This is a genomic window from Pseudomonas sp. LBUM1652, from assembly GCF_059716105.1.
On record NZ_CP166804.1, the window covers coordinates 5706986 to 5720413 of the forward strand.

The window sequence follows — 13428 nt, forward strand, 5'->3', positions numbered from 1 at the left end:
TCTCCAGATTCAGTCAAACCTCATCCACCGGCACCCAGACATTCAGACTGGTGCCCTCCCCCGGCTCACTCTCAAGCGCCAGGCGCCCCCCCATGATCAGCACCCGTTCACGCATGCCCACCAAGCCAAACGAAGTCGGCCGACCGGCAGCGGCGACAAATCCTACGCCATCATCGCTGACCGTCAGACACAATTCATCGCCTTCCAGCGCCAGCGTCAGTTCCACAGTATGCGCCTGGGCATGACGCATGACGTTGGTCAGCGCCTCCTGCAGGATGCGGAACAGGCCAATCGCCTTGGCATCGCTGAGCGGCGGCAGATTGTCCGGCACCTGCACAAGACACGGAATCTGCGTGCGCGCCTCGAACCGGCGCGCCTGCCACTCAATCGCTGACGCAATCCCCGCATCGAGAATCGGCGGGCGCAATGCGGTCGCTACATCACGCACCAACTGGAACAACTGGGCGATCAGGCGCTTCATGCTGTTCAACCTGTCGTGCAGACCGGGGTCGAGTTGCGCGTAGGCCAGTTCGCACATCGATGTCTCCAGTTTCAGCACCGTCAGCATCTGCCCCAGCTCATCGTGTACTTCCCGGGCAATCCGCGCCTTCTCTTCTTCGCGCACGCTCTCAAGGTGTGCCGACAGCTCGCGCAGTTGCTCACGCGATGCCGCCAGCTCCAGCTCGATGCGCTTGCTCTCGGTAATGTCCCAGACGATGCCGTCCCAGACATAAGCGCCATCTTCAAGCTGCCGGGTGATCGCTTTGATCTCGGCCCAGCGCTGCTCGCCCTGTCGTGTGAGAATTCGCCCCTGCCACGACCAGTCGCTATCGGTGTCCAGCGCCTGATCCTGGGTGCGGTGATAACTGGCCTTGTCATCCGGATGCACCAGACTGCGCAGGCCCATGTCGCGGTGGGCAATAGCGGCCGGCGCGTAGCCGACCAGACTTTCGCTGCCCTCACTGATGTAGGCAAAGTCGATCTGCCCGGTGACCGGCGCCCGCTCCAGGCGGAACACCAGGCCCGGCACATTGGCGGCGATGCCTTGAAGACGCGCTTCACTTTCCTGCAACGCCGCGAGTGCGCGACGGCGCTCGGTGACGTCGTTGAGATAGACCACCAAATACTCGCTGTCGCGAAAACGCAGGAAACTCAGCGATACATCCGCCGGCAAAATACTTCCATCGGCGCGCACACAGCTTGTCTCAAAACTCAGCGGCCCTTCTTCACTGGCACGCGCGCGTTTCCACAGATTGAGCCAGCGGTCCATGTGCAGATCCGGTTCGAAATCAATCAGCGGCCGCTCGATCAGCCCGCCCGAGGGGTAGCCGAGCATGTTTTCCGCCGCCCGGTTGGCGTAGCGCACATGGCTATCCCAGTTGACCCAAAGGATGCCGACAGTGCTTTGATCGATGGAAAACTGCGTCAGGCGCAGCGCTTCTTCGCTGGCGGCGCGCAAGGCGATGTCTTCACGCGCGGCGAGCAGGCGTTGTTCGAGGCTGTGCTGCTGGCGCCGCTGCCAGAACACGATCGCCACGCAACTGAGCAGCATGACCGCGAACAACAGACTGAGGTTCTGCCAGAACCCCGGCGATTCCGACAACCGTGGATATTTGGGTTGCAGCCATTGATTGTGCAGGCGCTCCAGATCCTTGGCCGGGATCGAGCGCAGCGCGCTCTGGACGATGCCGGCCAGCTCAGGCCAGTCCCGGCGCGAAGCGACTCGCAACAATTGCGGCAGGCCGATATCGCCGACCACTACCAGTTCAGCGAACTCCGGTTCTGCCGACAACCGCCCGAGCTGCGCTTCATCGACCACCGCGTAAGACGCCTGCTGACTCAGCAACAATTGCAGCGCTTGACGCTCCAGCGGCACGCCTTGCAGATTCAGGTGTGGATAGTTGCCGCGCAGATAGTCGGCGGTGGTGCTCGGCATGCGCACGGCGACGCGGGTCTGGCCATCGAGTTTTTCCAGATCCACCACACCGCTGGCCTTCTGGTCGCTGACCACCAGTTGTGGCACACGCATGTACGGATCGGAAAACTGCCACAGGCGCAGCGCGCTCGGTGTCTGGGTCAGACCAGGAGCGATGTCGATCTCGCCATCGCGTGCAGCCGCTTCCAGTTGCGCCAGATCCTGAAAATTGCGCCAGCTCAATTCGACATCAAGGGCTTTGGCCAGCAATTTCATCAGCTCGACGTTGGCCCCGGACAGTCGCTGCAAACGCCGATCGTATTGCGCGTACGGCGCCTGCAACACCAATCCGACCCGCAATTCGTTGTGTTGCGCGAGCCATTGCTGCTCGCTGGCTGACAACTGCGCAACGTGTGCCGATGGCGCAGGCGCCGCCCAGCCCATCAAGGGAAGCCACAAACAGCCGATAACCCACAGGCAGCAAAATCGCTTCATTGAAGTCTCATACACTGACAAATTCTGACCAACCCATTAGGCTGCCGGGATACTTTCTGGCCTGGAATAACCGATGCCCTCTGTCTACCGCCTGGCAATGCCAGCATTGTGCCTGTCGCTGATCCTGCCTTGTGCGTTTTCTGTCCACGCGGCCGACCCGGCCCCTGCCGCCCCTGCGGAAAAATCCGCCGAAGAAAAACCGGCCGAGCGCCAACCACTGCTTGAGCGTAGTCAGGAAGAGGCCGCGGCACTGGAACGTAAAGTCCCGGCGCAAGAACAGCAACAGCTTCAAGCCGGCAGCGACACTTTCCTCGCCTTGTGGAAACCGGCCAACACCGCTGAACCGAAAGGCGCGGTGATTATCGTCCCCGGTGCCGGCGAAACCGCTGACTGGCCACAAGCAATCGGCCCGTTGCGGAGCAAATTGCCGGACGCCGAATGGAGCAGTCTGAGTATCACCCTGCCCGATCTGCAAAGCGATGCCATCGCTCCACGCGTAATTGAAGCCGTTGCTGCGCCGAAAGCCCCCGAAACAGGCAGCAAGGACGCCACCACCGCGCAGCCGATCGAACAAGCAGCAGGCGGTGAGGCCGAAGTCGCCGACCAGGTGATCGCCGAAACGACTGAAGAACAGTCCAAAGCCGATGCCGAACGCATCTTCGCGCGCATCGACGCCGCCATTGCCTACGCCGAACAGCAAAGTGCGCGGCGCATTGTCGTGCTCGGTCATGGAACGGGCGCGTATTGGGCGGCGCGTTTCTTGAGCGAGCGGCAAACGGCGCAGGTGGAGAAATTCGTCATGGTCGACGCGCAAGCACCGGCCAAAGCCAAGCCGCCGCTGGTGGAACTGACGCCAACGCTGAAACTGCCAACGGCTGATATTTTCTACATGGACAAAGCGCTGGATCGCAACGCGGCGCTGGAGCGCATGCAGGCGAGCAAGCGCTTGAAGACGTCGGCGTTCAGCCAAGTGGCGCTCAAGGCGTTACCGGATAACAAGGCTGAGCAGGAACAGTTGTTCCGTCGGGTGCGTGGCTGGTTGAGCCCACAGAACACAGACTGACCCAAAAGCAAAAGATCGTCCGAAAGCTCAGGCCGCGATCGGACGATCTTTTGATCTTGAAACCGCCTAACGAAAATCCCGCCGTTCACGAATCAACGTGTAGGCATTGTGCAACTCGCGGGTCTTATCGGTCGCCTCTCGCACCTGCATCGGCGTTGCACCGCTGCCGGCAATCTTGTCCGGATGATGACGGCTGAGCAGACGTCGATAAGCTCGTTTGATTTGCGCCGGTTCGCTGCTCGCCGAAACACCGAGCAATCGCATCGCTTCCTGATAGCTTACCGCCGCACTGACGATGGGCCGTTTGCCGGGCTCGTAATCACTGGCCAACGCCTGCACCTGATGCGTCGTCCAGCCCAGCCATTTACCCCACTGCGCCAACAATTCCCGCTCGCTGACGCCGGCACGACCATCGGCCCAGACCATCCGCCAACACGCGCGCAACACGCCTTCGGCCGCATGCGGCTGCGCACTCAGGCGCCGTAGATAACCGCGAAGATTATCGTCCCCGGACTTGCCGCGATTGAACGCCGCAATCGCCCGGCGCGTCGCCGGCTCGCTCATCTCCAGCGCGCGCATCTCATTGCGCGCCTGCTGGATATGTCCATCCGTCACCCGTCCGTCACTCTTGGCCAGACGCCCGAGCAACACGAACAACAATTCGTCGTTGCGCAGCATCGGCCGACCACCGAGTTTCTCCCGCAGATGCCCCCAGCTCTGCAAATGCAGGCGCCGATCCAGCGCCTGCCCCAACAAAGCCCCAAGCATGGCCCCCGGAATGCTGGCAATCGCAAAACCCGCTCCGGCTCCAATCAGAGTCCCTGGCCACAACATATCAGCGACTCGCTTCTATCAAGGTTTCAGCTTCGGCCAGACGCTCATGCGTGCCGACATCCACCCAATGACCTTTCAGACGCTCGCCCGTCACCTGCCCATCCGCCATGGCCTTGCGCAGTAGCGGTGCCAGCTTGAAGGCACCGTCCGCGCAGCCGTCGAACAGTTGCGGATGGATCACGGCGATACCGCTGTAGGTCAGGGTGGCGGCAGTCGGCTGGCCGTCGATGACCTGACCGTCGACCAAAGAAAAATCACCTGTCGGGTGATGCGCCGGATTATCCGCCAGCACCAGATGCGCCAGACCGGTGATCGGCTGGTGCAGCACGCTGAAATCGTAATCGGTCCAGATATCACCGTTCACCACCAGGAACGCATCATCGCCGAGCAACGGCAGCGCACGGAAAATCCCGCCGCCGGTTTCCAGCGGCTCGCCTTCCGGCGAGTACTGGATGCTCAGACCAAACTGCGAACCGTCGCCCAGGTAATCCTCGATCTGCTGACCGAGCCAGGCATGATTGATTACTATCTCGCTGAAACCCGCCGACGCGAGGGCACGCAGGTGATATTCGATCAACGGGACGCCGCCGGCACGTACCAGCGGTTTCGGCGTGGTCAGGGTCAGCGGGCGCATACGCTCGCCTTTGCCTGCCGCCAGAATCATTGCTTTCATGCCGTCGCTCCACCACGCAGGCTGATGAACAGCGCTTGCAGTTCGGCCAGCTCAGGACGACGGGCGATCACTGCTTCTATATAGGAGAAGAAGCGCGGTACGTCGGCGAGGTAACGCGGTTTGCCATCGCGATGGCAGATGCGAGCGAAAATGCCGATGACTTTCAGGTGACGCTGCACGCCCATCAGGTCGCTGGCGCGCAGGAAGTCTTCGAAGTCCGGCTGCACGGGAATGTTCAGTGCCGAGGCTTGCTGCCAGTAAGTTTCCAGCCAGCCACGGACGCGCTCTTCAGGCCAACTGAGGAAGGCGTCCTTAAACAGGCAGGTCACGTCGTAGGTCACCGGGCCATAGACCGCATCCTGAAAATCCAGCACGCCGGGGTTCGGCTCGCTGAGCATCAGGTTGCGCGGCATGTAGTCGCGGTGCACCAGCACTTTCGGCTGGGCCAGGGCACTGTCGATCAGCAGGTCGCTGACGTGTTGCCACTGTTGCTGTTGGGTCGAATCGAATTCGATACCCAATTCACGCTTCACGTACCACTCGGGAAACAGTTCCAGCTCACGACGCAGTAATGCAACGTCGTAACTCGGTAACGGTGCGACCATCGGCAACTGCTGAAAAGCCAGCAGCGCTTGCAGGGCATCGCTGAACAATGCGTCGGCATTTTCGCCATCGATCACGTCCAGATAGGTCTTGTTGCCCAGGTCATTGAGCAAAAGAAATCCGCGTTCGAGGTCTTCGGCATAAATTTTCGGCACATTTATTCCGGATTTCGCCAGCAAAAAGGCGATATCCACGAACGGTTTGCAGTTTTCCTGGGGCGGCGGCGCGTCCATTACGACGAAACTGCGACCCGCGCCTTCCCAACGGAAGTAACGGCGGAAACTCGCGTCGCTACTGGCCGCGGTCAACGTGGCCGGGGGCACGGCGCCCCAGCCCTGATCTGCAAAGAGGATTGCCAACTGTTCATCGAGCCAAACTTTCAGGTGTTGCAAGCGTACATCTTGGTCAGGCATTGCAAGGGTCTCCGACGGCGCTAGCCGTCAAGCGGGTCATGCTTTATTATCCAGCATCTTTTTCAGACCATCGAGAGGCGTGCGGCCCACCACCGCGGGCAGATGGCACGCAGGAAGCCCGGACTAATAAGATGGCATTGAAATCCCCCGCGTTTCGTAAAAAATTTCCGTTGTTGGTAACCGGCAGTCTGCTGGCTATGCAACCTCTGGCCAGTCAATTCGTTGTTGCCGCCGAGCAGTATGACTGCTCCGTCTCGGCTTCGGGTGGTTGGGACTGTGCGCCCAAGACGCCGGCGGCTGCATTGCCTCCGCGTCCAGTGCATGACGGCAGTGCCGTCAGCGCCACCGGCGAAGCCCCGAGCGACAAGGGTTCGGTTGCCGACACTGGCGCCAAGCCAGCGCTGGTCACCGAAGCCAAAGGCCGTGGTTTGAAATCCCGTAGCGAAGACTTCAGTCACCTCGACTGGGTTCCGCGCGAGAAGCTCACCGCCGCCCAATTGGCCGAGACGGGTCCTTACTGCTCTGGTGCTTATATCGAACCGATTCGTCCTGGCATGAATGACAAGACGAATAAAAGCGATGCTCCGACCTTTATCGGCGCAAAAGCTTCGCGCTATAACACCGATGATCAAGTCGGTACGCTGGCCGGTGATGTCGTCCTGCGTCAGGGCAGCATGCAGGTCGAGTCCGACGAGGCCAGCCTGTACCAGGCCGAGAGCCGCGCCGAACTCAATGGCGATGTACGTATCCGCGACAACGGCGCACTGATCGTCGGCGACCACGCCGATGTGCAGCTCGACACCGGTGAAGCCAAGGTCGATAACGCTGAATACGTGATGCACAAGTCGCGCATTCGCGGTAACGCGCTGTACGCCAAGCGTGCGGAAAACGCGATCATCCGTCTCAAGGACGGCACGTACACCACGTGCGAACCGAACAGCAACGCCTGGCAGCTCAAGGGCAACAACATCACCTTGAACCCGGCCACCGGCTTCGGTACCGCGACTAACGTGACGCTGCGCGTAAAAGACATTCCGATCCTTTACACGCCATACATCTACTTCCCGATCGATGACCGTCGCCAGTCGGGCTTCCTGCCGCCGACCATCGGCACCGGCACCGATACCGGCTTCATGCTGGTCACACCGTACTACTTCAACCTGGCGCCTAACTACGATGCCACGTTGTACCCGCGTTACATGAGCAAGCGCGGCATGTTGGTGGAAGGCGAGTTCCGTTACCTGACCAAGTCCAGCGAAGGCCAGTTCGGCGCTGCGTACCTGAACGATGACGACACCGAACGCAGCAAGCAGACCGACTACGAAAAAACCCGCTACATGTACAACTGGCAGCACAAGGGTGGTCTCGACTCCCGCGTGCTGACCGAAGTTGACTACACCAAGATCAGCGATCCGTATTACTTCCAGGATCTGCAGACCGATCAGATTGGTGTGAAGTCCAGCGACTTCGTGAATCAGCAGGGCGCGGTTACCTATCGTGGTGACAGCTACACCGCTCGCTTGAATGCTCAGCAGTACCAGTTGGCGACCGTTTCGAACATCACACCGTATGGCCGTCTGCCGCAGATCACCTTCAATGGTCAGCTGCCGTATCATCCGGAAGGGTTGAATTTCGATTACGAGACCGAGCTTGTGCGGTTTGATCGTGATCTGAAAACCGGCAACTTCATCGACGAAAATGGCACTGCGTCACCGCGCCTGGATACAAACGTTACAGGCCTGGCACGCGCTAACGGCGACCGATTGAATCTGAAGCCCGGTGTAAGTCTGCCAATGAACTGGACCTATGGCTTCTTAAAGCCATCGCTCAAGTATCAGTACACCCAGTATCAACTGGATCTGGACGGTACCGGCAAGTCGCAGATCGTCGCCCAGCAGAATGCAGCAACTGCGGCAGGTACTGACTACGTCGGCGGCGAGTTTGGCAGCAATCAAAACCGCGGCGTACCAATCGCCAGCATCGACAGCGGCCTGTACTTCGACCGCAACACGTCGTTCTTCGGCAAAAACTACCGCCAGACCCTGGAACCACGCCTGTTCTATCTCTATGTACCTGAGAAAGACCAGACCGATATCCCGGTATTCGACACCAGCGAAACCACGTTCAACTACTCCTCGCTGTTCCGTGACAACCGCTTCTCCGGTGCCGACCGTGTCGGTGACGAGAACAAGCTGTCGCTGGGCGTAACCAGTCGCTGGATCGAAGACGACGGTTTCGAACGTCAACGCATCAGCGTCGGCCAGGCCCTGTACTTCAAGGATCGCGAAGTTCAACTGCCAGGTATCGATGCAAAAACCCGTGACGATGCGAAATCCAACGTCTCGCCTTACGCACTGGAATACGAATACCGCTGGAACCGCGATTGGCGCACCACGGCCGACTACAACTGGGATCCGGACAGCCGCAGCCCACGTTCCGGCAGTGCGATGTTCCACTACCAGCCTGAAGACAACCCGAACAAGGTCATCAACGCCGGCTATCGCTATCGCAATGACCAGGTTCGTTACGACCAGAACACCGGTAAATGGTCGGTGGGTGGTGGTGACTACGGCACGCCGGGCACGCCTGGCTACGTGAAGGACTACTACAAGATCCAGCAGCATGACTTCTCGGTCATCTGGCCGATCGTTCCACAGTGGAACGCTATCAGCCGCTGGCAGTACGACTACAACCGTAACCGTACCCTGGAAGCCTTCGGTGGTTTCGAGTACGACAACTGCTGCTGGAAACTGCGCCTGATCAACCGTTACTGGGTTTCCTATGACGAGTTCAGTCAGGAAGCTCCGCAAAACGAAAAAGGCGACCATGGCGTCTTCCTCCAAATTGTTCTGAAGGGACTCGGTGGCCTCACTGGCGCCAAGGTAGAGAGCTTCCTCGACAAAGGCATTCAAGGTTATCGTGAACGTGAAGACCAAGCTTTCTGATTGTCTGCGCCCGCTGATGCTGGGCGCGTTGTTCCTGGGTACTGCGGCCAACGCCGCAGTACAGTCCATCGATAAAGTGGTAGCGATCGTCGACAACGACGTGGTCATGCAGAGCCAACTGGACCAGCGCGTCCAGGAAGTTCAGCAGACCATCGCCAAGCGTGGCGGCGGCTCGCCACCTCCAGGCGTACTGGATCAGCAGGTGCTCGAACGCTTGATCGTCGAAAACCTGCAATTGCAGATCGGCGAACGTTCCGGCATTCGTATCACCGATGAAGAACTGAACCAGGCTGTCGGCACCATCGCACAGCGCAACAACATGACTATTGACCAGTTCCGCGCCGCCCTGGCTCGCGATGGCCTGTCTTACGACGACGCCCGTGACCAGATCCGTCGCGAGATGATCATCAGCCGTGTGCGTCAGCGCCGTGTTGCCGAACGCATTCAGGTGTCCGAGCAGGAAGTGAAGAACTTCCTCGCTTCCGACCTGGGCAAGATGCAACTGTCCGAAGAACTGCACCTGGCCAACATCCTGATCCCGACCCCGGAAAGCGCCAACTCTGAAGCGATTCAGAATGCTGCGCGTCAGGCCATGGAGGTTTACCAGCAGCTCAAGCAAGGTGCCGACTTCGGTCAATTGGCCGTGGCCAAATCCGCCAGCGACAACGCACTGGAAGGCGGCGACATGGGCTGGCGTAAAGCTGCTCAACTGCCACCACCGTTCGATCGCGAGTTGAGCAGCATGGCAGTCGGAGACGTGACTCAGCCGGCACGCACTCCAGGCGGTTTCATCATCCTGAAGCTGTTGGCCAAGCGCGGTGGCGAAGCCCAGACCCGTGATGAAGTGCATGTGCGCCACATCCTGGTCAAGCCGAGCCCGATCCGCGACGAAGCCAAGACCAAAGCCCTGGTTCAGTCGTTGTATGAGCGCATCGTGGCAGGCGAAGATTTCGCCACCCTGGCGAAAAGCTACTCCGAAGACCCGGGTTCTGCCCTCAACGGCGGCGACCTGAACTGGATCGACCCGAACGTATTGGTGCCGGAATTCCGCGAAGTGATGGCCAAGACCCCACAAGGTCAGCTGTCCAAGCCGTTCCAGACTCAATACGGCTGGCATGTTCTGGAAGTCCTTGGCCGTCGCGCCACCGACAGCACCGAACAGGCTCGCGAACAGCAGGCCATGACCGTACTGCGTAACCGCAAATACGACGAAGAGCTGCAAACCTGGCTGCGTCAGATCCGTGACGAAGCGTACGTAGAGATCAAACTCCCTGGTGCAGACCAGGCAGCGCAGTGAAACCCAAGCGTTTCGCGCTGACACCCGGCGAACCAGCCGGCATCGGTCCCGACCTATGCCTGCTGCTCGCCTCGCAAGCCCAGCCTCATCCCCTGATTGCCATCACCAGCCGCGACCTGCTCCTTGAGCGGGCCGCGCAGTTGGGGCTGGCTGTCAATCTGCTCGACGTCGGGCCCGATCACTGGCCGGTCGCGCCGGCGCCCGCGAACAGTCTTTACGTCTGGGACACACCGCTCAGCGCCCCTGTGGTCGCCGGGCAACTGGACAAGGCCAATGCCCCGTTCGTCCTCGAAACCCTGACCCGCGCCGGTAACGGTTGTCTGAACGGCGACTTCGCCGGGATGATCACCGCTCCAGTACACAAAGGCGTGATCAACGAGTCGGGCATCGCGTTCTCCGGGCACACGGAATTCCTGGCTGATCTGACCCACACCGCACAAGTGGTGATGATGCTCGCCACTCGCGGTTTGCGCGTTGCACTGGTCACCACCCACCTGCCGTTGCGCGAGATTGCCGATGCAATCACACCGGAGCGGCTGGAGCGGGTCACGCGCATTCTGCACGCCGACCTGCAAGAAAAATTCGGCATTGCCCGGCCACGCATCCTGGTGTGCGGACTCAACCCGCACGCCGGTGAAGGCGGACACCTGGGCCATGAAGAAATCGACATCATCGAACCCACCTTAGAGCGCCTGCGCGGCGAGGGCATGGACCTTCGTGGCCCGCTGCCTGCCGACACTCTGTTTACCCCCAAATATCTGGAGCACTGCGACGCAGTGCTGGCGATGTACCACGACCAGGGCCTGCCCGTGCTGAAGTACAAAGGCTTCGGCGCCGCCGTCAACGTGACCCTTGGCCTGCCGATCATCCGCACTTCGGTCGACCACGGCACCGCCCTGGATCTGGCCGGCAGCGGCAAGATCGATACCGGAAGCCTGCAAGTCGCCCTGGAAACCGCCTATCAGATGGCCGAGACCCGTTTATGACCGAGCAATACCAACACAAGGCGCGCAAACGCTTTGGCCAGAACTTCCTGCACGATGCCGGCGTTATCGACCGCATCCTGCGCTCCATCAGCGCCAAGTCCGAAGACCGCCTGCTGGAAATCGGCCCGGGCCAGGGCGCACTGACCGCCGGTCTGCTCAACTCCGGTGCGCAACTCGACGTGGTGGAACTGGACAAGGACCTGATCCCGATCCTCAACCAGCAATTTGCCGGCAAGAGCAACTTCAACCTGCATCAGGGCGATGCGCTGAAGTTCGACTTCAACACACTCAACGCCGCGCCGAACAGCCTGCGCGTCGTCGGCAACCTGCCGTACAACATCTCCACACCGCTGATTTTTCACCTGCTGAACAACGCCGGCATCATTCGCGACATGCACTTCATGTTGCAGAAGGAAGTGGTCGAGCGTCTGGCCGCAGGCCCCGGCGGTGGTGACTGGGGTCGCCTATCGATCATGGTTCAGTACCATTGCCGCGTAGAGCACCTGTTCAACGTTGGCCCGGGCGCGTTCAATCCACCGCCGAAAGTGGATTCGGCCATCGTCCGTCTGGTGCCACACGCAGTGCTGCCGCACCCGGCCAAGGATCATCGCCTGCTCGAGCGCGTTGTGCGTGAAGCGTTCAACCAGCGCCGCAAGACCCTGCGCAACACGCTCAAGCAATTGATGAGCAACGCCGAGATCGAAGCTGCAGGCGTCGATGGCAGTCTGCGCCCGGAGCAACTGGATCTGGCTGCCTTCGTGCGCCTGGCCGACAAGCTCAGCGAACAAGTCCCGGAAACTCCCGCCGCCGACTGACCGGCGATGAACGCTATCGGGCAGGACGCCACTCTGGTTTACTGCCCGATACTTGCCTAGACTGATTCCCCATCAGCTACGCCCCGCGTTCCGCTTCGTTTAAGGCCCCTTGCATGTCCGATTCCCGTTACCACGTCGATGTCCGCGTCGTTACCCACTATCTGGCAGACCAATCGCAACCCGAGCACAACCGCTTCGCGTTCGCCTACACCATCACCGTGCAAAACAATGGCGAGCTCCCTGCCCGGCTGATCTCGCGGCACTGGGTGATCACCGATGGTGATGGGCATGTCGAAGAAGTGCGCGGCGCCGGTGTCGTGGGTCAGCAGCCGCTGATCAAATCTGGCGGTGAGCACACCTACAGCAGCGGCACGGTGATGACCACCAAGGTCGGCACCATGCAGGGCACCTACGAAATGGTCGCCGACGACGGCAAGCATTTCGATGCCATCATCAAACCCTTCCGCCTCGCCGTCCCCGGAGCCTTGCACTGATGGCGACGTATGCCGTCGGTGACCTGCAAGGTTGCCTCGAGCCGCTCAAGTGCCTGCTCAAGCAAGTCGCTTTCGATCCGAAGCTTGATCGGCTCTGGCTGGTGGGCGATCTGGTCAACCGCGGCCCGCAGTCTCTGGAAACCCTGCGTTTGCTCTATGGCATGCGTGAGTCGCTGATCTGCGTGCTCGGCAACCATGATCTGCATCTGCTGGCGGCCAGTAAACATATCGAGCGTTTGAAGAAGTCCGACACCCTGCGCGAAATCATCGAAGCCCCTGACGGCCCCGTACTGATGGAGTGGCTGCGCCAGCAGAAGCTGATGCACTACGACGAGATGCGCGATGTCGCCATGGTTCACGCCGGCATCCCGCCGCAATGGTCACTGCGCCGCGCCTTGAAATGCGCCGCTGAAGTTGAAACTGCTTTGCGCGATGAAAACCTGCTTCCCGCCTTCCTTGACGGGATGTATGGCAATGAGCCGTCGAAATGGGACAACAACCTTAAAGGCGTCTCCCGTCTACGAGTCATCACCAACTATTTCACCCGCATGCGTTTCTGCACCGCCGAGGGCAAGCTCGACCTCAAAAGCAAAGAAGGCCTCGATACTGCGCCGCCCGGCTACAAACCGTGGTTCCAGCACAAGGAGCGCAAGACCCGGGGCCTGCGGATCATCTTTGGCCATTGGGCTGCTCTGGAAGGCAATATCCATGAGCCTGGCATTTCGGCGCTGGACACCGGTTGTGTCTGGGGCGGCAGCCTGACCCTGATGAACGTCGACAGCGGCGAACGCGTGTCGTGCAAATGCGATGAGCACGGTGGCTTAGCACCGACAGTCGCACCACCTACCCCCGAAACTTTGCCGGTCAACGCCCTGCGTTAGACTGTGCTTTCAGC

General features: G+C 60.2%; 11 protein-coding genes. 7 read left to right on the forward strand and 4 right to left on the reverse strand.

All coding sequences use genetic code 11. The annotated features are described in order from the left end of the window. Positions 1-13: 13 nt before the first annotated feature. Positions 14-2410: a PAS domain-containing sensor histidine kinase gene (locus ACA069_RS25850; RefSeq protein ID WP_497615460.1), complete on the reverse strand. Its 2397-nt coding sequence runs from the start codon at positions 2408-2410 to the stop codon at positions 14-16. A gap of 73 nt (positions 2411-2483) precedes the next feature. Between ACA069_RS25850 and ACA069_RS25855 the strand changes: the two genes are divergently transcribed. Beyond that, entirely contained in the window at positions 2484-3473 is a 990-nt protein-coding gene (locus ACA069_RS25855; RefSeq protein WP_497615461.1) for an alpha/beta hydrolase family protein, read from the forward strand. A 66-nt stretch (positions 3474-3539) separates the two neighbouring features. Here ACA069_RS25855 and ACA069_RS25860 read toward each other — a convergent pair whose 3' ends face one another. Genes ACA069_RS25860 through ACA069_RS25870 form a run of 3 tightly spaced genes read right to left on the reverse strand, consistent with a single transcriptional unit; the run spans position 3540 to position 5996 of the window. Next, a complete protein-coding gene (locus tag ACA069_RS25860; protein WP_187680826.1) occupies positions 3540-4307 on the reverse strand; it encodes a TerB family tellurite resistance protein in 768 nt (255 codons plus the stop codon). A 1-nt stretch (position 4308) separates the two neighbouring features. Further along, positions 4309-4980: an N-acetylmuramate alpha-1-phosphate uridylyltransferase MurU gene (gene murU / locus ACA069_RS25865; RefSeq protein WP_401270095.1), complete on the reverse strand. Its 672-nt coding sequence runs from the start codon at positions 4978-4980 to the stop codon at positions 4309-4311. Then, positions 4977-5996, reverse strand: a complete 1020-nt coding sequence (locus tag ACA069_RS25870; protein ID WP_497615462.1) for an aminoglycoside phosphotransferase family protein — start codon at positions 5994-5996, stop codon at positions 4977-4979. Before ACA069_RS25870 ends, murU begins: the two co-directional genes overlap by 4 nt. Positions 5997-6127: 131 nt before the next feature. Between ACA069_RS25870 and ACA069_RS25875 the strand changes: the two genes are divergently transcribed. The 6 genes from ACA069_RS25875 to ACA069_RS25900 all read left to right on the forward strand — a co-directional run bounded on the left by ACA069_RS25875 (position 6128) and on the right by ACA069_RS25900 (position 13414). Then, on the forward strand, positions 6128-8941 hold the full coding sequence (locus tag ACA069_RS25875; RefSeq protein WP_497615463.1) for an LPS-assembly protein LptD: 2814 nt from the start codon (positions 6128-6130) through the stop codon (positions 8939-8941). Beyond that, positions 8922-10238, forward strand: coding sequence for a peptidylprolyl isomerase SurA (gene surA, locus ACA069_RS25880; RefSeq protein ID WP_410458020.1), 1317 nt, complete (start codon positions 8922-8924; stop codon positions 10236-10238). The genes ACA069_RS25875 and surA overlap by 20 nt, the downstream gene beginning before the upstream one ends. Beyond that, positions 10235-11224: a 4-hydroxythreonine-4-phosphate dehydrogenase PdxA gene (gene pdxA / locus ACA069_RS25885; RefSeq protein WP_497615464.1), complete on the forward strand. Its 990-nt coding sequence runs from the start codon at positions 10235-10237 to the stop codon at positions 11222-11224. The genes surA and pdxA overlap by 4 nt, the downstream gene beginning before the upstream one ends. Then, a complete protein-coding gene (rsmA, locus tag ACA069_RS25890) occupies positions 11221-12039 on the forward strand; it encodes a 16S rRNA (adenine(1518)-N(6)/adenine(1519)-N(6))-dimethyltransferase RsmA (RefSeq protein WP_187680832.1) in 819 nt (272 codons plus the stop codon). The genes pdxA and rsmA overlap by 4 nt, the downstream gene beginning before the upstream one ends. A gap of 113 nt (positions 12040-12152) precedes the next feature. After that, positions 12153-12533: a Co2+/Mg2+ efflux facilitator ApaG/CorD gene (apaG, locus tag ACA069_RS25895; RefSeq protein WP_401270109.1), complete on the forward strand. Its 381-nt coding sequence runs from the start codon at positions 12153-12155 to the stop codon at positions 12531-12533. Further along, complete coding sequence (locus ACA069_RS25900; RefSeq protein WP_401270112.1) at positions 12533-13414, forward strand: symmetrical bis(5'-nucleosyl)-tetraphosphatase; 882 nt, start codon at positions 12533-12535, stop codon at positions 13412-13414. The genes apaG and ACA069_RS25900 overlap by 1 nt, the downstream gene beginning before the upstream one ends. Positions 13415-13428 lie beyond the last annotated feature (14 nt).